Raw genomic sequence first — 19,541 nt, 5'->3', positions numbered from 1 at the left:
GTCTCGTCAGGGATCCGTAAGATCAGGTGCCGAATCGGTCGCCCTCAGCCGGGCGCTGATCCGGCGGCACCCGTCACCCAGAGCAATCATCTGCCGTCTGCTCAAGTCATCCAGAAAGTGCGCGCGCACCAACCGGGCGTACGTCTCCAGCGAGGCCGTGGTCAGCCGCACGCCTTCCCTGGTGATCGTCGCCAGCACCCGTCGCCCGTCGTCACTGCTCGCCTCCCGGCTCACCAGCCGGCGCCGCTCCAGGCGCTGGGTCTGCTGGGTCAGGGCGCTGGGAGTGACCATCAGCATCTCGGCGAGGACGCCCATCTGGCTGGGGCCGTTGCTCTTCAGATGCGACAGCAGCTGAACGTCGGCCAGGCTCAGCTTGTGTTGGTGCAGCAGACCGCGGTTGACGACGGATTGCAGCGCTGTGGCCACCGAATCGAAATGCAGCCACGCACTGGCCTCGAGTTCGTCGAAGCCGAGACTCAGATACCGCTGGTACGCGGGGCGAAAACCGTTGCCGGCGTTCGGTTCCCACTCATACCCGGGCAGCGGGTCCTCCACCCATTGGGCAGAGGACCCGCTATCCGCATCGTCATGATGCATCGAGTGGTCTACCCCGCTGCGCTACCACCGCGGTGCGGCCGTGCGCTCTTGGCTCCGGTCGACGTCTTGGCGCCCGTCGACTTCTTGGCGCCTGCGGCAGCACGGTCGGCCTTGGTGGCCTTCTTACTGCTCGCCTGCGGCGCACCGGCACGCGCGGTCCTCGCCGATCCGGCGACGCCCGAGGGCGCCGCGGCAGACTCGGCCGCGGCCGCCGACTTGGCTGCCCGGTTGGCCGCACCGCTGGGTGCCGGGGCACCGATCGCAGTGGCGATCGCCTGCGGAATCGACACCAGCAACGAGTACACGAGGCCCTGGTTGAAGCCGGAGGTATCCGGCGGAGTGAGCAAGCCCGGGTACAGGGTCCCGTCAGTGGTCGTGTAGCCGTTGATGATCGCGGTCGTGATGTTCGGCCCGAGGTCGAAGAACGCCTGGGCGGCCGCCGAGTAGTCCTTGTCATTGATTGCGTCGAGGAAGGCCTGCGCAGTGTCACCGGTCGCCCGGATCACGCCGCCGACCGGCCCGACCACACCGAGGACCAGACCGAGCAGCGACTCGAGACCCGTCGCCGCCTGGACTGCGGCGTTGAGGTTGGTGGTGATCTGACCGGGGATCGCGACAACCGGGAAGAACGGCAGCCCGACGTTCAAGACGATGCCCAGGACCGCGTCACTCAAGGTCGATGCCGCCCCTGCCGGATTCCCGTCGCGGAGCTGCTGGAACGCGGTCTGGAGAGCTTGGGGGAAGGTCGTCGTGAAGTAGTCGACCGCAGCCTTGGCTCCATCGCCGAGTGCGGTCGCGACGATCTTGCCGTACCCGATCCAGTTCGACGCGGTCTGGCGAAGGATCGGTGCGGGGTCGGCGAGCCACGCGGAGCCGAGCACACCCGCGTTGGTGACGGCCGCGGTGAACACGTCCACCCATGGCGCGATGGGGTTGGGCAGCGCGGCGAGTTCCACCGCAACATTCGAAACGGCAGCGGAGACATTGACTTCCGACAACGGCAGGGCGACCGAACCGACTGGCTGAATCGGTGACAACGCGATGGCACTGGCTCCGACCAGCGCTACCCCGGTCGCAACGGTGGACCGCACAGCTATGTGCATGTTTACTCCCGTCAAGGCACTCACTTGGACGCGGCAAACAGTAGCTGAGGAGAATCTGAGAAAAGGATGCATTCAGAGAAGTGCTTACGTGTCCGTCAGCACCCCCGGGCCCCGTGCAATCGCCGGAGTTCGCAGAGTCGCTGGTGGGCGATTGAATTCAACGCCAGAGCAAACAAGATCGTGCTCCTAAATGTTTTAGGGCCGCAACTAGTCCAGATCCGGACTGAAACCTGTTATCGCCGGAGTTTTTATTAACTGAACACTTTTGCATACCTGTCACCACCCACCGCCTACCACCCGTAATGCGGATATCGGTAGTTTGCTGAATCAAGTTGTTCCTGACATGCCGTCGTACGCAGATGCTTAATTCAGCTAATCGATCACGGCAATCGTGCCGCGTGATCCATCGGCAAAGGCGATCGCTCCCGGTGAGGCGTTTTCAGCAGCGGCCCGCGCCGCTCGGATCGGGACAGACACAACACCTGGCTAACGAGTGTCCAGTCAGTTGCCAGGATCGGCAGCTACGTACGGCGAGCCAGGATCACGCGGAACCAGCAAATCCCTGATCCCCGCCAGCCCTGCGCCCCGGCGTCGCCGAACCCGGTGCGTGCGACGATTGCGGTCATGGCGAGCATCGCGCAGTGGATCGAAGGGGCCAGGCCCAGAACCCTGCCCAACGCGGTGGCGCCGGTGATCGCGGGCACCGGCGGGGCGGCATGGTTGCACGCCGCCGTGTGGTGGAAGGCGCTACTGGCACTTGCCGTCTCACTCGCACTGATCGTCGGCGTCAACTTCGCCAACGACTACTCCGACGGCATCCGCGGCACCGACGACGAGCGCGCGGGTCCGCTGCGTCTGGTCGGCTCCAAGCTGGCGACACCGCGCGCCGTCCTGACCGCCGCGATCGTCAGCCTCGCCGTGGGTGCGGTCGCCGGGCTGGCGCTGGCCGTCGTCAGCGCCCCGTGGCTGATCGCGGTCGGCGTGGGCTGTATCGCAGGGGCGTGGCTGTACACCGGCGGCTCGCGGCCCTACGGCTACGCCGGCTTCGGTGAGATCGCGGTGTTCGTGTTCTTCGGGCTCGTCGCCGTGCTGGGCACGCAGTACACCCAGGCGCTGCGGGTGGACTGGGTCGGCTTGAGCCTCGCGGTTGCGACCGGGGCGTTGTCCTCGGCAGTGCTGGTCGCCAACAACCTGCGCGATATCCCGACCGACCGGGTGGCGGGCAAGCTGACCCTGGCGGTCCGCCTCGGCGATGGCCGCACCCGGGTCTTCTATCAGTCGCTGCTCGCGCTGGCCGGAGTGCTGACGCTGGTCCTGATGCTGGCGACGCCGTGGTGCGCGGCCGGGTTGGTTGCGGCGCCGCTGGCGCTGCGCGCGGCCGGACCGGTGCGTCGCGGCCTCGGGGGCCGTGAACTCATCCCGGTCCTGCGCGACACCGGCCTGACCATGCTGGTGTGGTCCGTCGCGGTGGCCCTTGCCTTGAGCTTCGGCTAGTCCTTCGGTTTGGTGCCGCGAAGCCGGGCTTGCAACTGCTCGCGGTCCCGTCGGCGGCGCTCGTCGACCAGCGCGATACTCGCGGTCGCGCGCTTGCGCAGCGGGGCCAGGATCCAGATTCCCAACGGAAGGGCGATGACGATCGCGAACAACAGAGCAACGACCAGAGGGAACTCGCGGATCCCGATCAGCTGCGCGACGTAATAGATCACAGCCGTGAGGGCGACCACCAAAGCGATCCGCGCGAGGGTATAGATGACGACGTCACGGGCCAGGCGAGCCGCCGAGCCCGAGGTCTGATTGTCCGAATTGTCCGACACGGCGCCGAGCCTACCGACGCGCGTATATTCGGACAAAGGAGGTTTTCGTGCTGTACCTGCTCGTGGTCCTGATCATCGCCGTGGCCGTCTATGTCGGCTGGCGTGCGATCCGCGCCCAGTCGACCCGGACGAGGACCAGGGTCGTCGGACCCGACGACGATCCGGACTTCCTGTGGCGACTGAGCCACGGAGACAACAACCCGCGCTAGCCGAACCGCTCGGTGGTGTCCGTGGCGGGGAACCCGTCGGCCACCACCGCGGCCAAGTGGACCAGCGCCTCCCGGGTCTTGGGCTTCAGCCGCTCGAGATCGATCTCGGCACCTTCCTCCAGATGCGGGTCGAACGGCACGACGCACACCGCGCGGCAGCGCCGGGAGAAGTGGTCGACGACCTTCTGCATATCGACCTTGCCTGCGCGCGGCCGCACCGAGTTGACCACGCATACCGACCGGCGGACCAGATCTTCGTGGCCGTGCGCGTCCAGCCAATCCAGCGTCGCCGACGCGCTGCGGGCGCCGTCCACCGAACCCGAACTGACCACGATCAGGGTGTCGGCCTGCTTCAGTACCGAGGCCATCGCCGAATGCAGAAGCCCGGGACCGCAGTCGGTGAGCACCAGGCTGTAGTAGCGCTCCAGCACCGTCAGCGTCCGGTCGTAGTCGTCGGCGCTGAATTCCTCGGAGACGGTGGGGTCGTTGTCGGACGCCAGCACTTCCAGCCGGCTCGGGCCCTGCGAGGTGTAGCCGCGGACGTCGCTGTAGCGCTGGATGCCGTCGACGTCACGCAACAGATGACGGACGGTGGCGGGGGTCTCCAGCGGAACCTTCTGGCTCAATGTGCCGCGGTCGGGATTGGCATCGACCGCCACCACCCGGTCGCCCCGGATCGTGGCGAACGTGCCGCCGAGAGTGGCGGTGATGGTCGTCTTGCCGACACCGCCCTTCAGCGATAGCAGTGCGATCTTGTAGCACCCCGGCAGCGGGCGGTTCACCTGCGTGGTGAGAGCGTGCTGGCGCGCCGCGCGCGGGCCGTCGCCGACATTGATCAGCTTGCCCGACACCAGATACAGCCACCTGCGCCAGCCATCGGTCGGCGCCGGCTTGACCTGTCGCAGCAGCGCGCTGGTCGACAGATCCGGATACGGCGTCGAGGGCACTTCGGGCCGGTATGACGGCGGGTGTTCGGTCACGTACTGGTTGAACAACGGAGCTCCGGCCGGCAGCGGATCCAGCGGGATACCGATGGGTGGCGTCGGGGCCAGCCAGTCCGGTTCGGGCTGCGACGTCGCGGTCGCAGGGTCGGTGAACCGCTGTTCGGTGCGGAACACCGTTGTCGCATCAGTCAATTCGTGGCCCTGACGGGGCGCAGGATTGGACACGGGCACTTCCCCCTGACATTTCGTTTCGGGTTGGGTGTTTTCGTGGGTGTCCTTCCGACCCTAGCGCAACGTCGGGTCAGCCCACTCCGGCGTAGGAGTGCAGACCGGTCACCACCAGATTGATGAAAAACAGGTTGAAGACCATCGCGACAAAGCCGACGACGTTGATCCACGCGGCCTTCTTGTCCCGCCAGCCTGCGGTCGAGCGGGCGTGGAGATACGCGGCGTACACCACCCAGGCGATGAAGGCGACCGTCTCCTTGGGGTCCCAGCCCCAGTAGCGGCCCCAGGCCTCTTCGGCCCAAATCGCGCCGAAGATCACACCGAATCCGAAGATCGGGAACGCGAAAATCGTGGTGCGGTAAGCGATTCGGTCCAATGTCTGGGCGTCGGGCAGGCGCTGCACGATTCGGGCGAGCGCGCCGTCCCTCTCGGGGGCCGCCAGCGGCGACATCTTCAGCAGGAACAAGATGCTCGCCACGCCGCCGACCAGGAACACACCCGAGCCGAGGCTGACCACCGACACATGGATCGGCAACCAATAGGACTGCAGCGCGGGCATCACCGGGGCGGCGTTGGAATACAGCCACTTGCCAGAGACGGCCAGCAGGATCAGCACGGGCAGCAGCACGAACGCCCACAGCGCGCGGTACTGCGGCTTGCGCAGCACGATCGCGGCCGCGACCAGACCGCAGAAGCTGGTCAGGTTGATGAACTCGTACATGTTGCCCCACGGCACCCGGGAGGTGGCCAGCCCGCGCAACACGATGCAGGCGAACAACAGCGCGATGCCGACGTAGACCAGTGACAGGCCGGCTTTGCCGATGCGTTCGTCGGCGGAGGCTCGTGGCTTGTCGACGACGACTCCGGGGCGGTCACTGTCGGCGGCCACACCCGCTCCGACGAGCTCGCGCGCCTCGACCTTGCGGCCGCGGCTGTAGGCGAGCTCGACGGCCAGTAGTAGCAGCGCGCCGACAAGAACGATGATCGACGACGTGAAAGCCCAGTCCGAGTAACGGGCCAGTCCGATATCGACGTGCTCGGTGTTCATGCGCGATCCCGCTTCGCTTCTCGCTTGACGTTCACACTTTCTCCTTCGACGGCTCCGGCGCGTCCGCCAACATCCGCTCGGTGAGCTTCTCGAACTCGCTGCCCCACCCCGAGTTGTCGGTGCGAGCCAAACCGCCTAGCTCGACGTTTACCGTACCGGGCTGCCCTTCTGCCGCGACAATCCTGGCCCACACCCGGCGCCGCCGCACGATCAGCGAGATCACCAGCCCGGCCATCATCGACATCGCGAACACCAGCACCCATACCTGACCTGGGTCGTGGGAGACCTGCAGGTTCACGAACGGCGTCGCACCGTCGAACCGCACCACGGTGCCGTCGTCGAGCTTGACCTCTTCGCCCTGCTTGAGGTTGGTGCGTTTGACCTTGGTGAGCCGCTTCTGCTCGATCAGCCGCGGGTCCAGGGTGAACAGGGACTGCGGGCGGCCGGTATCCAGCCCGGTGTCGCCGCGGTAGATGTCGATGGCGACCGCGGGGTCGTTGGCCGCCGGATAGCTCGACGACAGCAGGGTTCCGTCGAGCTGGGCGGTGGGCGCGAACAGGCCCATGATCGCGAGCTGATGCTTGCGTCGTTCGGTGGCGTCGGGGTACATCCCGCCGGGCGGGTCGACGCGGATCACACCGGAGGACAGCAGCGTGATCGGGTCGTCGGGACGCCACTGCAGGGTCTGGGTGCGCTGCTGGCCGTTCGGGAAGGTGACGGTGAAGGTCGGGGCGTAACCGTGGCCCTGCATGTACACCCGGTCTCCGCCGATGCGCAGCGGGTGGTTGACCTCGAGGCGGTAAGACCGCCAGGTGCCGCTCGCCAGGTCATCGCCGGCCTGGTACTCGATGTCCGAGGCGAACGACAGTGCCTGCCCGCTGGGCAGGTAATGGGCCTGGAAGTCGTTGACCTTCAGGCACATCGGATACAGCGAGGTGCCGTCGACGCTGTTGCCCGCCCGGAACGAGTCGAACGCGGCAGGCGACGCCGAGCAGAAGCCGGGGCCGCCGTTCGCGACGACGATGACGTTGCCCTCGTAGCCGAACAGCTTGCCGACCGCGATCGCGACCAGCAGGCCGAGCAGGGAGAAGTGGAAGACGATATTGCCGAACTCGCGCAGGTAGCCCTTCTCGGCCGAGATCTCGGTGACCCCGTCCGTCTCGCGGGTGACCCGTCGCCAGCCTTTGAGGCGCCGCGTGATCGTGGCAGCCACGTGTTCCGGGGTCCCGGTGACCTCGGCGATGGCGTACTTGGGTAGCCGGGACAGGTTGCGCGGGGCCGGCACCGGCACTGCGCGAAGGCTTTTGACGTGCTCGACCATCCGCGGCGTCAGACAGCCCACCAGCGAGATGAACAGCAGCACATAGATGGCGGTGAACCAGAAGCTGGAGAACACATCGAACAACTGCAGGCGATCCAGCCACGGACCGATGACGGTGTGCTCGGCGAGGTACTCCTTGACCTTGGACTCGTTGAGGCTGCGCTGCGGCAGCAGCGCGCCGGGTACGGCCGCAAGGGCGAGCAGGAACAGCAGCACCAGCGCGGTACCCATCGAGGTGAGCGCGCGCCAGAGGGTGCGGATCAGTGTGACAACGGATCTCAAATCGGCAGCCTCACGTCCGAGACGAAGGCGTCGCGCACCCAGGAGATGAAATCGGCCCAGAGCCCGGTCACCAGGGCCAGGCCGACGGCGATCAGCAGCACACCCCCGATGATCTGGATGGTCCTGGTGTGACGGCGCAACCAGCCGAATCCGTTGACCGCCCAACCCGATCCGAGTGCCAGCACGACGAACGGGATACCGAGGCCAAGGCAGTAGGCGATCACCAGCGCCACACCGCGCGCGACGCTGGCGCCGTCGGTGGCTGACGCGACCGTGATCACCCCGGTCAGCGTCGGGCCGAGGCAGGGGGTCCACCCCAGCCCGAACACCGCGCCGAGCAGCGGCGCGCCCGCCACGCCGGCGAGCCTTTTCGGCGTGAAGCGCGCCTGGCGCTGCAGCGCCGGGATGAAGCCGATGAACGCCAGGCCCATGACGATGGTCAGCACGCCCCCGACCCGTTGCAATACAAGCTGATTGGTGATCAGGGAGGTGGTCATGCCCAGCACCGCCACGGTGCCGAGGACGAACACCGCGGTGAAGCCGACCACGAAGAGCAGCGCCGATCCGGCCACCCGTAGGCGCTGGGTGCGCAGTGCGACCGGTCCGGCGGTGTCGTCGACGCCGACGACGGCCGCGAGATAAGACAGATAACCGGGCACCAGGGGAACCACGCACGGCGACGCGAACGACACCAGCCCGGCCAGCACGCAGATGCCCAGGGCCAGCAGCAGCGGGCCCGCGGCGGCGGTCTGCGCGAAACCGGTCATGGCGTAGCCGGTTTCGGCTCGGCCGCAAGTCGCTGCACCACCGGCAGCAGGTCCTCGGCCAACAGTTCGCGCAGGAACACCGCGGCCACCCGGTGTTCCCGGTCGAGCACGACTGTCGATGGGATCACCGTCGCGGGGTACTTGCCGCCGAAGGCGATCATCGTGCGCATCGCGGGGTCGTAGATCGACGGGAACGTGACCTTGCGGTCGGTGACAAAGTCCTGCGGTGCGGTGATGTCGTTGTCCCGCACGTCGATTCCGAGGAATGCCACGCCCGAGTCGCGGGTCTGGTTGTAGACCTTCTCCAGCTGGGTGATCTCGGACCGGCACGGTCCGCACCACTGGCCCCACACGTTGATGACGACGACCTTGCCCTCGAAGTCTTTCAGCGACAACGTCTTCGACGGGTCCATCAGCTCCGGACCGGAGATCGGCCCCGGCGTCCCGCGGCTGGCCGGCGGGTCGTAGACGATGTCGGTCTTGCCGCCCGGAGCGACGAACTCGAACGTGCCACCCTGGGCGACGGCGTCGTCACCGGTGGAGCAGCCGGCCAACACCATTGCCGCCACCAGGAGGACCAACAGCCGCTTCACCGCCCGGCTAGCTCCGTGTATCCCCAGCCGATGTAGTCATCCCCGTCGTAGTAGAACGAGGTCAGCGACGCCAGGTTGCACAGTCTCCGGGTCGGGAAGTGATGCAGGTTGGCGCCCGTCATCGCCCGTCGCAGGGTTTCGACGGGTAGCTGGTGGCTGACGCAGACCGCCTCGTGACCGGCCCCCTTGACGCGGGCCCGGCCCAGCGCCCGCTCCATCCGGTCAGCGATCTGGCGATACGGCTCGCCCCACGACGGTGTGCGCGGGTTACGCAGGTGCCACCAGTTGCGTGGGTCGCGCAGGGCGCCGTCGCCCGGGGACACGCGCTCGCCCTGAAAGATGTTCTCCGACTCGATGAGTTCGTCGTCGGTGTCGACAACCAGGCCGTGATGGGCGGCGATCGGCGTGGCGGTCTCCTGCGCCCGCTCCAGGGGTGAGGCCACCACATAGGCGATGTCGCGAGCGGCCAGCCAGCCGGCCACCGCTTCGGCTTGCGCGCGGCCACGGTCCGAGAGGTGGAAGTCGGGCAGTCGGCCGTAGAGGATGCCGTCCGGGTTGTGCACCTCGCCGTGACGCATCACGTGGACGATCGTGCGGTTGCTCACTGTTTGGCCTCCGCGGCCGCGCGGGCCGCACCCGGGAGGGCCTCGGCGATCCGGTCGAAGGCCGCGTCGTCGAGAGCGGCTGAGACGAACCAGGTTTCGAAGGCACTCGGCGGTGCGTAGACGCCGGCATCGAGCAGCGCGTGGAAGAACGCCGGGAACCGCCACGTCTCACTGGCTTTCGCCTCGGCGAAGTTGGTGACCGGCGTATCGGTGAAGAACACCGACAGGAAGTTGCCCGCCCGCGGAACCTGATGGGCCAGACCGACTTGGGTGAGCGCGTCGGAGAGTAGACCGGCCAGCCGGTCGGCGTTGGCGTCGAGCGCGGCGTACACGGCATCGTCGGCGTTGCGCAGGGTGGCCAGCCCGGCGGCCACCGCCACCGGGTTACCCGACAGGGTGCCGGCTTGGTACACCGGGCCCAGCGGGGCGAGGCGCTCCATCACATCGCGGCGGCCACCGAACGCGGCCGCGGGCAGGCCGCCACTCATCACCTTGCCGAAGGTGAACAGGTCGGCGTCGACGGGATCGATTCCGTACCAACCACTTCGGCTCATCCGGAAGCCGGTCATCACCTCGTCGATGATCAGCAGGGCGCCGTGTTCGGCGGTGATCCGCCGCAGTGCGGCGTTGTAGCCGGGCAGCGGCGGAACCGCACCCATGTTGCCCGGGCACGCCTCGGTGATCACCGCGGCGATGGTGTCACCGAACGCCGCAAACGACTCCTCGACGGCGGCGATGTCGTTGTAGGGCAACACGATCGTATCGGCGGCGGTGGCGCCGGTGACACCCGGAGACGACGGCAGGCCCAGCGTCGCAACACCGGAGCCGGCGTCGGCCAGCAGGGCGTCGACGTGGCCGTGGTAGCACCCGGAGAACTTGACGACCTTGGACCGGCCGGTGAAGCCGCGGGCCAGGCGCACCGCGCTCATGGTGGCTTCGGTGCCGGAGTTCACCAGCCGCACCCGCTCGACCGGTTGCATCCGAGCGATGATCTCGGCGGCCAGCTCGGTCTCGCCGGGGGTGGGCGCACCGAACGACAGCCCATCGGCGGCGGCGCGCTGCACGGCCTCGACGACAGCGGGGTGAGCGTGGCCCAGGATCATCGGGCCCCACGAGCAGACCAGGTCGATGAAGCGATTGCCGTCGGCGTCGGTGAGCCAGTAGCCGTTGGCCGAGGTGATGTAGCGGGGCGTGCCGCCGACGGAGTTGAAGGCCCGGACCGGGGAGTTCACTCCACCGGGGATGACCTCGCAGGCGTCGGCGAACAGCCTGGCCGACGCCGCGGTCGAGGCGGCCTGATCGGTGCTGTTCATGGCCACCAGTGTCCCAGGCAGCCGGGGATGGTCAACTACAGGGTGTAGGAGTCCGGGTTCTCCCCCAGCGGCCGACCCGACTCACACCGGTTCGAGGCCGAAAACCGGGTGGTCGGCGGGGTCGGGGAGCTTGGCGAAGTAGCCGTCGACGGTCTTTCCCGCCTTGGCGCGGTAGGCCGCCAGCACCGGCCCGCGCTCGGCAACCGGCAGCTCAGCGGCGGTGAACCGCACTGAGCCGACCTTGGTGTCCAGCGTCACCACCGGGTTGGCCCGCACGTTCTTCACCCATTGCGACTCACCCCGCGTCGACACCAGGTGTCGGACGCCGTCGACGTCGACGGTGATCACCGGGATCTTCTGCTCCTGCCCGCTGGCGCGGGCCGTCACCGTGAGCGTCTCGGTGCCCGAGACGCCGGTGGCCATCGCGATCTTGTTGAACACCTTGACGGTGAACCACGGAGGCTTGAGGTAGGCCATGTCTTCAGAGTTTGATTGGGTGATGCAGCTGCCGCAATGGTTGGCCAGGTTCAACCGGCACGTCACCAACCCGATCCAGCGGTTGTGGGCGGGGTTCGTCCCGACGATGGGCATCCTCGAACACATCGGCCGCCGCTCCGGCGCGCACTACCGCACCCCGCTGACGGTGTTCAGCACCGACGAGGGCATCGCGATCCTGCTGACCTACGGGCCCGATCGGGACTGGCTGAAGAACATCACCGCCACCGGAGGCGGCCGGCTCAAGCGCTACGGCCGGACCTTCACCGTCAGCAATCCGCGGGTGATGTCCAAAGCCGAAGCCGCCCCTCATGTTTCGGGTCTCTGGCGGCCGGTCTTCGCGATGTTGCCGTTCGAGAGCGCGGTACTGCTGACGCGAAGCTGAGGTCGTCGGAGCCACTCAGAGTCCCGTCGGTGGGGTGATGCAACGTCCGGTCGGCACGGTCAGCGCATTGTTGCCGACCTTCTCCAGGCGCACCGAGATCTCGCGTGCGGTCAACACCAGAACCACCTCCGGCCGTTGAATCTCGCGGCCGAGTACCAAGCCCAGCACACCGCCGTTCATATTGATGAGCGGGCCACCCGCACTGCGGGAATTCATGACGGCGTTGATCTCGTAGGCCTCCCTGTTGACCGTCTCACCGTGATAGATGTCCGAACCGCCCACAATCGTGAAGTGGCGGATGCGTGCGGCAATCGCCTCAGGCCCGGACCTGTTCGGGTAGTTCAATATCAACGCATCGGCGCCGCTTTGAGCGCGTGCCGAGGCGAGTGATAGCGGTGGGACGGTCAGCTTCGGCACGTCGAGGATGGCGACGTTCCCTCGAGGATCGAAGCCCACCACTCGTGCGGCATAGCTCTTGCCGTCGGCGAAGACTCCCACCACGGCGCTTCCGGCGACCGCCGTCGCCAGGGTGATCACTCGATGCGGCCCGATCACGAAGCCGCTGCCGCCGGTCACCTGGTGGCAGGCCACCGCTCTAACTGCGACGACACTCGGCCTGACAGTCGCAACGATCGGGTGCTCGACGAGGTGCGGATCAGGCGGATCTTCGACGATCGCCGCTGACGGCGGCGGGTCGTAATTCAGTGTTGCCACGGGTTTTTCACGCGCACATCCCGAGACCGCCGCCAGGACGGCCAGCATCACCGCGGCAGCCCGGAGCCAGTGGAGTGGCATCCTGCAACGGTAGGCGCGCGAGGCGCGCGACGCCTCAGTAGTGCCCTACTCGAATTGACCAGCGGGGACTGGTGCCCCGCGCCGGACCAGCGACCACGCACACAGCACGACCGTGGCGGCTTCGGCGAGCACACTGATCGGCCCGTGCGGCGCCTCCCAACCCCGTTCGATGAAGCCCATCACCCCGATCGTGCGCGAAAGCGCGAAGGCGCCGAGCGCGCCGAGGGAGACCAGCAACGCGGCCATCCGCAGCCAGCCGGGCCCGCCGAGTGCGATCAGGATTGCCAGCGCGACGGAAACGCTTGTCAGGACCAGGAATCCGGGGCCTATCGCCGGGATGTACTGGTACCCGTGCAGGAACAGGTAGCCGTGGCTGGCAGCGCTGACCAGAAGGCCGGCCGCGATGCCGAAGTTGATGAGCCGGGTCATTGCAGCGTCTCCTCTTTCAGCGCCAGCATGGTCTGGCCCTTGGTGTAGCTGACCTCGCGGATGCCGAGCGCGTCATGCAGTTGGCCGGCCGGCAGGGTGAGCGGCTTGGGCGCCGGGCCATCGCCAGGATGCGGCAGCGGGTAGGCCGTGGTGGTGCCGCTGTAAAACGTGACGTTGTCCTCGGTCTTCGAAAACAACTGGTGGACATGGCCGTTCAGGCAGGTGACCGACGAGAACCGGCGCAGGTAGCTCAGCGCCTGGGTGGCGTCGTCGGTGCCCCAGCCCCAGTCCGGGTACATCGCGAACAGCGGGATGTGGCTGAACACGATGATCGGGGTGTCGGACGACAGTGCCGCCACGTCCTTTTCGACGAACTCCAACTGATCGGCTCCGAGATGGCCCAGCTTCTTGAGATTCAGCGTGTTGACCAGTCCGATGACGTGGACACCGGCGATGTCGAAGCTGTACCAACCGTCACCACGGGTGCCTGCCCCGAAGACCGAACGGTACTTCTGCCCGGCGTCGTCGACCGAGTCATGCTCGCCGGGCACGGTGAAGACGTGCGGGGTGTTGAGGCTGCCCATCATCTGGTTGACCTGATCGAACTGGGCCGGTGTGGCCAGATGGGTCAGATCACCGGTGTGGATGACGAAATCCGGTGTGTAGCCGAGGTTGTTGATCTGCTTGATGGCCCGCTCGAAGGAGCCCACCACATCGGGGTTGGCGGTGCCGTTGAACCCGATGTGACTGTCGCTGATCTGCGCGAACCGCAGACTCGGCCGGGCCGGGGTGGCCGCCGGGGCGGCGGCGACATGGGAGAGCACCTCGCCGCCGACGACCGCCAGACCCACCGCGGCACCGAACCAGGCACCGTGGCGCATGAGCTGGCGCCTGCTCATCTGCTGCGGATCGCCGTTCACGCGGTCACCACCACGGTGCCGTGCATGAACGGGTGGATGCCACAGATGTAGTCGAAGCTGCCCGCCTTGGTGAAGGTGTAGGTGAACGTGGCGTTGGCGTCCATCCCAGGCGATCGGAACGCTCCGTCGTTGGCGACCACGTTGTGGGGCTCCTCGTCCTTGTTGGTCCACGTGACGGTGTCGCCGACCTTGACGGTCAGGTTGGCCGGGGCGAACGCGAAGTTGGTGATGTTCACCGCGGTGCCGGCGACCGGCGCGGCCGGTGGCGTCGACGTCGAGGCCGACGACATCGGCCCCATGGCGGGCATGCCCGACATCCCGGGCATGCCGACCGATGTGCCGCCGTTGGAGCCGAAATCGACCGTCGGTGTGGGCGCTTTCGCCGGGGCTGAGCACCCGGCGACGCCAACTGCGACCGCGACGCAGGCGAGCGCGGTACGGGAGTAGTGCATGAAATCTGCCTCCTCGGCTGAACCATGTCCGCGGCGCGGACCGTCTCATCAAGAGGTAGGGCGCGGGTTACACGGACGGCTGTGTAACCCCGCCGCCTATCTCTGGGTGATGAGCGGAAGGCAAACGACGATGGCGGCGGACGACGATCGGCGCCCGCGACCAGACCTGCGTCTGGTCCCCGATGCGCACTATCCGGATTGGGAAGCCGTCTACGACGACAACGTGACGTGGGTGTACCGGATGATCTTCGGCCGGGTCGGAAATCGAGCCGACGCCGAAGACCTGACCTCGGAGGTCTTCCTGGCCGCCATGCGGCCACTGCGCCTGACGGCCAGCATCCCCGAGGTGCGGGCCTACCTGCGGGCCACCGCGCGCACTGTGCTGGCCGCGCACTGGCGGGCCACCCTGGGGACTGAGATCACCACCATCGAGGACCTGCCCGCCACCGTCTTCGGTCCGGCGGCCCCGAGCACCGCACCCCAACGCGTCGCCGCACTGCTGGAGGCTCTTCCCGACAACTACCGACGCGTGCTCGAACTCCGCTTCCTTCAAGGCTGTTCGGTGCGCGAGGCGGCCAGTACCCTCGGCATCAGCGTCGCGAATGCCAAAGTGCTGCAACACCGGGCGCTGCGACTGGCCGCGCAGATCAGCGAGGGGGCACATCCATGACCCGCCGTGAACTGCGTCGCTACATCGACGACATGCTGGCCGGGCGCCAGCCGAAGAGCTTCAGCCCGGACGACTTCGAGGCCGCACAGCTGCGCACCGCCATCGACCTGACCGCCGCTCGCGACGACGCGAGCGAGCCCCGACCGGAATTCGTGGCCGGGCTCAGGGCGCGATTGGCCGGCGAGATGTCGTCAGAGCCGGCACCCGTCGCAGTGCCGCCCAAGGCGGCGCCGTCGGCCACCCGCAGGCAGGTGATCGTCGGCACCACCGCCGCCGCAACGGCGGCGGTGGCGGCGGTATCCGTCGACCGGCTGGTGCTGCGCCCCACAACCGGCGAACCCCCGGTCGCCGACCCCCATATGGTGCCCCTCGACGGATCCTGGCAGACCGTGGCGTCCAGCGCGCAGGTGTCCGAGGGCGGAATGCACGCCTTCGACCTGGGTTCGGTCAGTGGTTTCGTCGGCCGGGTGAACGGCACGGTGCAGGCGGTGTCGGGCGTGTGCACCCACCAGGGCTGCAAGCTGTGGTTCGACCAGACCGTCGACCGGCTGCGCTGCCCGTGCCACTCGACGTCGTTCTCGCCGACCGGGATGGTCGTCACCCATGCCCTGCCGATCGCCCCGAAGCCGTTGCCCCACTTCGAGGTCCGTGAGCAAAACGGCGTGGTGGAAGTCCTGGCTCCCCCGACGCAAACGACTTAGCGAACGGTCGTGTAACCTCCCCGCCTATCTAAAGGCATGTACAGCAACATCATTGGAGCAGCACTCATCAGCGTCGCCCATATCGTTTCCTCGGGGAGCGGGTCGACGACCGACATCGTCAGCGAACTACAGAGTCAAGGCTTCACGGTGCAGTTCAACGGCTCACCGAACGGAGATCTGACTCAGTGCACGGTCACAGACGTGCACCGATCGTCACCAACCGCCTATGTCGACCTGGACTGCCCCGCCGGCAACTAGACCGGAACCGCGCGCAGCGCCTCGGGCAGGCTGGGCAGGAAATGCTTGGTGGCGAAAGCTCTTATATCGTCCACGGTTTCGATCGGATCCGGTCCGGGCAGTAGCGCCGCCATGATCGTGTACCGCCAGATGTTGTCGGCCAGTTCATGCACGGCTTCCGGGCCGATCCGGTCGGCGAAGCCGGGCGGGAAGATCACGTGCAAGGCGACCTCGATGCGCTGCACCGCCGCCGCGTAATGCCTGCGGGCCAGCTCGAGTGTCAAGGCCGGTTCGTCGTGCACCATCCGGTTGAGCACTCGGTGCTTGCGGCCACGCAGGAGCGCCTGAGTGAATGCCTCGACATAGTAGTTGGATTGCGGCCGTTTGCTTTTGAGCTCTTCGGCGATATCGGCGAACAGCTGCACGTTCTCGCGGTCCACCACGGCGGACACCAGATCGTCCTTGTTGGCGAAGCGGCGATAGATCGTCGTGCGGCTCACCCCGGCCCGGCGGGCGACGTCATCGAGGGCGACCCGGCGGATGCCATGCTGGTCGAACTCGACGAGCGCGGCGTCGAGGATCGCTTCGGTCGCCTGGTCAGGCATGCCCTGCCTGCGCGAAACCCTTTGCGGCGTATCGGTTGTAGCGCACGTCCATCGGGAGATGATCCCACAGCCAGTTGACCGGACGCGAGCGCCACAGCGCCGCGAAGCGCTGATAGTTGCGTTCCTTGCGCTCGCTCCAGGGCAGGCCGAGCAGCTCGCGGGTGCGCGGTGGCATCCCGCCGGTGGTCAGGAACGCCGCGACAGGGTTGAACACCGGCGACACCAGCCGCCACGCCAACGGGCTGACGCCCTTGGGCTTCGGGAATCCCTTGGTGACGTAGCCGACGCCGTACTTGGCGGTGGAGTGGGCGACCAGCACCTCGTCGATCATGCGATCCCAGTAGCGCTCGAACTCCGCGTAGTCGGCGGGCATCGGGCGATCGCTGACGCCGTAGCGGCGGTACCACGTCTTGGACTCCAGGTACATCTGCTCCTTCTCCTCGCGCGAGAGCCGTTTGACGAAGGTGTCCGCGAAGTAGAGCGCCTGGTCGAAGAAGGTGGCGTGCGCCCAGAAGTAGGTGTCGGGATCCAGCGCGTGATAGCGCTTGCCGTCGGGCATATCGCCCTTGATGTTGTGGTGGAAGTCGCGGACGCTGGCGCCGGCATTGTCGTCGTCGGCGCCGTAGACGGTCATGAAGATCGGCGGCAGTGAACGCTTGACCCGCGCCGCGGTGTCGGCGAAGAACACCGAATGGTCCAGGACGCCCTGACCCAGCTCGGCCAGCATGTTCTGCAGCACCGCCGGACGGGGCCCGATGAGGAACATCCGGTTGTCGCCGAAGTAGCGCCACACCAGTGACCGCGGGCCCAGCGGCAGGGCGTCGGTCGCGGACTGAGGCTCGGCGAGGTCGGTCATTGGGACAGTGTTACAGATTTCGCACTTTGTACCAACGGGTTCGTGACCAGCGTCACTTGAAGCGCTTGAGGCGCAGGCTGTTCGTCACCACCAGGACCGAGGAGAACGCCATCGCGGCGCCGGCGATCATCGGGTTCAACAAGCCCAGCGCTGCCAGCGGAATGGCCGCCACGTTGTAGCCGAACGCCCAGAACAGGTTCTGCTTGATGATCCGCAGCGTGCGCGACGACAGCCGTAGCGCGGTCGGAACCGTCCGCAGGTCACCGCGGACCAGCGTGATGTCGCCGGCCTCGATCGCGGCGTCGGTGCCGGTGCCCATCGCCATGCCGACGTCGGCGGTGGCCAGCGCCACGGAGTCGTTGACCCCGTCGCCGACCATCGCGACCTTGCGGCCCTGTGCCTGCAGGCGCGTGATCGCCTCGGCCTTCTCCGACGGCAGCACACCGGCGATGACGTTCTCGGGCGCGATGCCCACCTCGGTAGCCACCTGCGCCGCGACGGCCGGATTGTCACCAGTCAGCAGGATCGGGGTGATGCCCATGGTCTTCAGTTCGGCGATCGCCTCAGCGCTGGTCGGTTTGACGGCGTCGACCAGCCGGATGACCCCGCGCTGGGCACCGTCCCAGGTCACGGCCACGCTGGTGCGGCCGTCGTCATCCGAGGCGCGGGCCACCCGGACCGTCACCCCGTCGACAACCCCGCTGACCCCGGTGCCGGGGTCGTTGGCGAAGTCGCTGACGGCGGGCACGTTCAGGCCGCGCTCGCGGGCGGCGGCCACGATCGCGGCGGCCACCGGGTGCTCGGAGGCCGACTCGACAGCCGCGGCCCAGGCCAACACGACGTCGCTGTCGGCGCCGGGGTCGGTTTCGACGGCCGCGACCGTCATCGTGCCGGTGGTGACGGTGCCGGTCTTGTCCAGCACGACGGCATCGATACCGGTGACGGTCTCGAGCACCTGCGGCTCCTTGATCAACACGCCGAGCTGCGCGCCGCGACCGGTGCCGACCAGAATCGCGGTGGGCGTCGCCAGGCCGAGCGCACACGGGCAGGCAATGATCAACACCGCCACCGCGGCGGTGAATGCCGCCGTGACCGGCCCACCCGCGAGAAGCCAAGCAGCCAAGGTGATCACGGCGATGGCCAGCACCACCGGGACGAAGACGCCGGACACCCGATCGGCCAGCCGCTGGATCGAAGCCTTGCCGCTCTGTGCGTCGGTGACCATCCGAGCCATTCGCGCCAGTTGGGTATCGGCGCCAACCCGGCTGGCACGTACCAGGATTCGCCCATAGGTGTTCACCGCACCGCCGAGCACCTCGGCACCGGCGCGCACGTCGACAGGCACCGACTCACCCGTCATCGCCGAGGTGTCCAGCGCCGAGGCGCCGTCCACCACGACCCCGTCGGTGGCCACCCGCTCACCGGGGCGCACCACGATCACGTCGCCAACCCGCAACTCGCTCACCGGGATTCGCACCTCGGCGCCGTCGCGCAGCACCGTGGCGTCCTTGGCGCCGAGCGACAGCAGGGCGCGCAGGGCGGCTCCCGCCGAGCGCTTCGCTTTGGCCTCGGCGTACCGGCCGGCCAGCAGGAACACCGTCACCGCCGCGGCGACCTCGAAATACACGTGGCCATGCCCGTGCTCGGCGGCCCCCGTCAGCACCGCGTACAGCGACCAGAGGTAGGCGGCCAGCGTGCCGATCGACACCAGGGTGTCCATCGTCGAAGATCCGTGCCGCGCGCTGTTCAACGCGGCCTTGTGGAACGGATAGCCGCCCCAGAACACGATCGGCGTCGTCAGCGCCAGCACCACCCACAGCCAGCCGGGGAACTGCCACGGCATCACCATCGAGAGCGCCACCACCGGCACCGCCAGCACCGACGAGCCGATGAGCCGGGGGCGCAACTGTTCGGTGGGGACGTCGTGGTTCATGTGGTCGTGGGCGGGGCCGGAGTGGTCCACCACCGACGCGTGGTAGCCGGTGGATTCCACTGCGTGAATGAGGTCGTGCTCGGAGACCTGCGGCCCGTGCTCGACGTGTGCGCGCTCGACGGCGAAGTTCACCGTGGCCTGCACACCGTCCAAGTCGTTGAGGCCGCGTTCGATCCTGGCCGCGCAGGACGCGCAGCTCATGCCGGTCAACTGGAGGTCGGTCGTCGCCATACCTCAGA

The 19,541-nt window shown here is 67.5% G+C and carries 23 protein-coding genes; 5 read left to right on the top strand and 18 right to left on the bottom strand.

The genetic code is table 11. From position 1 onward, the window contains the following. Positions 1-6: 6 nt before the first annotated feature. Both EV580_RS28110 and EV580_RS28105 read right to left on the bottom strand, forming a co-directional pair. Positions 7-597 (bottom strand): MarR family winged helix-turn-helix transcriptional regulator, encoded by a 591-nt coding sequence (locus tag EV580_RS28110; RefSeq protein ID WP_133695591.1) that lies wholly within the window; start codon positions 595-597, stop codon positions 7-9. Positions 598-605: 8 nt separating this feature from the next. Beyond that, positions 606-1,700, bottom strand: a complete 1,095-nt coding sequence (locus EV580_RS28105; RefSeq protein WP_133695590.1) for a hypothetical protein — start codon at positions 1,698-1,700, stop codon at positions 606-608. Positions 1,701-2,324: 624 nt separating this feature from the next. On the opposite strand from EV580_RS28105, the gene EV580_RS28100 reads away from it, so the two are divergent. Then, entirely contained in the window at positions 2,325-3,194 is an 870-nt protein-coding gene (locus EV580_RS28100) for a 1,4-dihydroxy-2-naphthoate polyprenyltransferase (protein WP_133695588.1), read from the top strand. Here EV580_RS28100 and EV580_RS28095 read toward each other — a convergent pair. Then, entirely contained in the window at positions 3,191-3,514 is a 324-nt protein-coding gene (locus EV580_RS28095) for a DUF4229 domain-containing protein (protein ID WP_133695587.1), read from the bottom strand. The two genes, EV580_RS28100 and EV580_RS28095, sit on opposite strands and share 4 nt — an antisense overlap. A gap of 47 nt (positions 3,515-3,561) precedes the next feature. Here EV580_RS28095 and EV580_RS33940 point away from each other — a divergent pair, with 47 nt between their 5' ends. After that, positions 3,562-3,723 (top strand): hypothetical protein, encoded by a 162-nt coding sequence (locus EV580_RS33940; RefSeq protein WP_166654923.1) that lies wholly within the window; start codon positions 3,562-3,564, stop codon positions 3,721-3,723. Here EV580_RS33940 and EV580_RS28090 read toward each other — a convergent pair. The 8 genes from EV580_RS28090 to EV580_RS28055 form a co-directional block, all read right to left on the bottom strand. Next, entirely contained in the window at positions 3,720-4,892 is a 1,173-nt protein-coding gene (locus tag EV580_RS28090) for a MinD/ParA family ATP-binding protein (protein ID WP_286171894.1), read from the bottom strand. The two genes, EV580_RS33940 and EV580_RS28090, sit on opposite strands and share 4 nt — an antisense overlap. A gap of 76 nt (positions 4,893-4,968) precedes the next feature. Further along, positions 4,969-5,943, bottom strand: a complete 975-nt coding sequence (gene ccsB, locus EV580_RS28085; RefSeq protein WP_133695585.1) for a c-type cytochrome biogenesis protein CcsB — start codon at positions 5,941-5,943, stop codon at positions 4,969-4,971. 31 nt (positions 5,944-5,974) lie between these two features. Next, positions 5,975-7,495, bottom strand: coding sequence for a cytochrome c biogenesis protein ResB (gene resB, locus EV580_RS28080; RefSeq protein ID WP_133695999.1), 1,521 nt, complete (start codon positions 7,493-7,495; stop codon positions 5,975-5,977). 47 nt (positions 7,496-7,542) lie between these two features. After that, a complete protein-coding gene (locus EV580_RS28075; RefSeq protein ID WP_133695583.1) occupies positions 7,543-8,313 on the bottom strand; it encodes a cytochrome c biogenesis CcdA family protein in 771 nt (256 codons plus the stop codon). After that, positions 8,310-8,906, bottom strand: a complete 597-nt coding sequence (locus EV580_RS28070; protein WP_133695581.1) for a TlpA disulfide reductase family protein — start codon at positions 8,904-8,906, stop codon at positions 8,310-8,312. Before EV580_RS28070 ends, EV580_RS28075 begins: the two co-directional genes overlap by 4 nt. After that, positions 8,903-9,484, bottom strand: coding sequence for a histidine phosphatase family protein (locus EV580_RS28065; protein WP_133695997.1), 582 nt, complete (start codon positions 9,482-9,484; stop codon positions 8,903-8,905). The genes EV580_RS28070 and EV580_RS28065 overlap by 4 nt, the downstream gene beginning before the upstream one ends. Before the next feature lie 23 nt (positions 9,485-9,507). Then, the gene (hemL, locus tag EV580_RS28060; protein ID WP_133695580.1) at positions 9,508-10,824 is read right to left on the bottom strand and encodes a glutamate-1-semialdehyde 2,1-aminomutase; all 1,317 of its coding nucleotides are present in this window, start codon (positions 10,822-10,824) and stop codon (positions 9,508-9,510) included. A gap of 81 nt (positions 10,825-10,905) precedes the next feature. Continuing rightward, positions 10,906-11,301, bottom strand: coding sequence for a nitroreductase/quinone reductase family protein (locus tag EV580_RS28055; RefSeq protein ID WP_133695578.1), 396 nt, complete (start codon positions 11,299-11,301; stop codon positions 10,906-10,908). A 22-nt stretch (positions 11,302-11,323) separates the two neighbouring features. Here EV580_RS28055 and EV580_RS28050 point away from each other — a divergent pair, with 22 nt between their 5' ends. Continuing rightward, positions 11,324-11,704, top strand: coding sequence for a nitroreductase family deazaflavin-dependent oxidoreductase (locus tag EV580_RS28050; RefSeq protein WP_133695996.1), 381 nt, complete (start codon positions 11,324-11,326; stop codon positions 11,702-11,704). Positions 11,705-11,719: 15 nt separating this feature from the next. Here the strand turns inward: EV580_RS28050 and EV580_RS28045 are convergent, their stop codons facing one another. From EV580_RS28045 to EV580_RS28030, 4 genes are read right to left on the bottom strand one after another with little or no spacing between them, the layout of a single operon-like run. Next, entirely contained in the window at positions 11,720-12,499 is a 780-nt protein-coding gene (locus EV580_RS28045; protein ID WP_133695577.1) for a trypsin-like peptidase domain-containing protein, read from the bottom strand. A 45-nt stretch (positions 12,500-12,544) separates the two neighbouring features. Next, positions 12,545-12,928 carry a hypothetical protein gene (locus EV580_RS28040; RefSeq protein ID WP_133695575.1) on the bottom strand — a complete coding sequence of 128 codons (384 nt, stop codon included), beginning with the start codon at positions 12,926-12,928 and terminating at the stop codon, positions 12,545-12,547. Beyond that, positions 12,925-13,827, bottom strand: coding sequence for a metallophosphoesterase family protein (locus EV580_RS28035; RefSeq protein WP_133695994.1), 903 nt, complete (start codon positions 13,825-13,827; stop codon positions 12,925-12,927). Before EV580_RS28035 ends, EV580_RS28040 begins: the two co-directional genes overlap by 4 nt. A 17-nt stretch (positions 13,828-13,844) precedes the next feature. Next, positions 13,845-14,300: a cupredoxin domain-containing protein gene (locus EV580_RS28030; protein WP_133695574.1), complete on the bottom strand. Its 456-nt coding sequence runs from the start codon at positions 14,298-14,300 to the stop codon at positions 13,845-13,847. A 130-nt stretch (positions 14,301-14,430) separates the two neighbouring features. On the opposite strand from EV580_RS28030, the gene EV580_RS28025 reads away from it, so the two are divergent. Next, positions 14,431-14,970 (top strand): RNA polymerase sigma factor, encoded by a 540-nt coding sequence (locus tag EV580_RS28025; RefSeq protein WP_133695992.1) that lies wholly within the window; start codon positions 14,431-14,433, stop codon positions 14,968-14,970. After that, on the top strand, positions 14,967-15,671 hold the full coding sequence (locus tag EV580_RS28020) for a Rieske (2Fe-2S) protein (RefSeq protein ID WP_133695572.1): 705 nt from the start codon (positions 14,967-14,969) through the stop codon (positions 15,669-15,671). The genes EV580_RS28025 and EV580_RS28020 overlap by 4 nt, the downstream gene beginning before the upstream one ends. Positions 15,672-15,925: 254 nt before the next feature. Here the strand turns inward: EV580_RS28020 and EV580_RS28015 are convergent, their stop codons facing one another. The 3 genes from EV580_RS28015 to EV580_RS28005 are packed head-to-tail and all read right to left on the bottom strand — an operon-like array spanning position 15,926 to position 19,533. Beyond that, on the bottom strand, positions 15,926-16,513 hold the full coding sequence (locus tag EV580_RS28015) for a TetR/AcrR family transcriptional regulator (protein ID WP_133695571.1): 588 nt from the start codon (positions 16,511-16,513) through the stop codon (positions 15,926-15,928). Further along, complete coding sequence (locus EV580_RS28010; protein ID WP_133695569.1) at positions 16,506-17,369, bottom strand: oxygenase MpaB family protein; 864 nt, start codon at positions 17,367-17,369, stop codon at positions 16,506-16,508. Before EV580_RS28010 ends, EV580_RS28015 begins: the two co-directional genes overlap by 8 nt. A gap of 52 nt (positions 17,370-17,421) precedes the next feature. Next, positions 17,422-19,533 (bottom strand): heavy metal translocating P-type ATPase, encoded by a 2,112-nt coding sequence (locus tag EV580_RS28005; protein ID WP_133695567.1) that lies wholly within the window; start codon positions 19,531-19,533, stop codon positions 17,422-17,424. Positions 19,534-19,541: the final 8 nt, after the last annotated feature.

This window comes from Mycobacterium sp. BK086, from assembly GCA_004362315.1.
GTDB lineage: Bacteria > Actinomycetota > Actinomycetes > Mycobacteriales > Mycobacteriaceae > Mycobacterium.
Note: the sequence above shows the minus strand (reverse complement) of the source record. Positions and strands in the feature narration are given on the sequence as shown.

Coding starts and splice junctions, on each gene's coding strand:
- EV580_RS28020 (WP_133695572.1), top strand. CDS start 14,967: ATGACCCGCCGTGAACTGCGTCGCTACATCGACGACATGCTGGCCGGG.
- EV580_RS28030 (WP_133695574.1), bottom strand. CDS start 14,300: ATGCACTACTCCCGTACCGCGCTCGCCTGCGTCGCGGTCGCAGTTGGC.
- EV580_RS28040 (WP_133695575.1), bottom strand. CDS start 12,928: ATGACCCGGCTCATCAACTTCGGCATCGCGGCCGGCCTTCTGGTCAGC.
- EV580_RS28010 (WP_133695569.1), bottom strand. CDS start 17,369: ATGACCGACCTCGCCGAGCCTCAGTCCGCGACCGACGCCCTGCCGCTG.
- EV580_RS28105 (WP_133695590.1), bottom strand. CDS start 1,700: ATGCACATAGCTGTGCGGTCCACCGTTGCGACCGGGGTAGCGCTGGTC.
- resB (WP_133695999.1), bottom strand. CDS start 7,495: ATGGGTACCGCGCTGGTGCTGCTGTTCCTGCTCGCCCTTGCGGCCGTA.
- EV580_RS28110 (WP_133695591.1), bottom strand. CDS start 597: ATGCATCATGACGATGCGGATAGCGGGTCCTCTGCCCAATGGGTGGAG.
- EV580_RS28100 (WP_133695588.1), top strand. CDS start 2,325: ATGGCGAGCATCGCGCAGTGGATCGAAGGGGCCAGGCCCAGAACCCTG.
- EV580_RS28075 (WP_133695583.1), bottom strand. CDS start 8,313: ATGACCGGTTTCGCGCAGACCGCCGCCGCGGGCCCGCTGCTGCTGGCC.
- EV580_RS28055 (WP_133695578.1), bottom strand. CDS start 11,301: ATGGCCTACCTCAAGCCTCCGTGGTTCACCGTCAAGGTGTTCAACAAG.
- EV580_RS28005 (WP_133695567.1), bottom strand. CDS start 19,533: ATGGCGACGACCGACCTCCAGTTGACCGGCATGAGCTGCGCGTCCTGC.
- EV580_RS28050 (WP_133695996.1), top strand. CDS start 11,324: ATGCAGCTGCCGCAATGGTTGGCCAGGTTCAACCGGCACGTCACCAAC.
- EV580_RS28045 (WP_133695577.1), bottom strand. CDS start 12,499: ATGCCACTCCACTGGCTCCGGGCTGCCGCGGTGATGCTGGCCGTCCTG.
- EV580_RS28065 (WP_133695997.1), bottom strand. CDS start 9,484: ATGCGTCACGGCGAGGTGCACAACCCGGACGGCATCCTCTACGGCCGA.
- EV580_RS28025 (WP_133695992.1), top strand. CDS start 14,431: ATGGCGGCGGACGACGATCGGCGCCCGCGACCAGACCTGCGTCTGGTC.
- EV580_RS28035 (WP_133695994.1), bottom strand. CDS start 13,827: ATGAGCAGGCGCCAGCTCATGCGCCACGGTGCCTGGTTCGGTGCCGCG.
- EV580_RS28015 (WP_133695571.1), bottom strand. CDS start 16,513: ATGCCTGACCAGGCGACCGAAGCGATCCTCGACGCCGCGCTCGTCGAG.
- hemL (WP_133695580.1), bottom strand. CDS start 10,824: ATGAACAGCACCGATCAGGCCGCCTCGACCGCGGCGTCGGCCAGGCTG.
- ccsB (WP_133695585.1), bottom strand. CDS start 5,943: ATGAACACCGAGCACGTCGATATCGGACTGGCCCGTTACTCGGACTGG.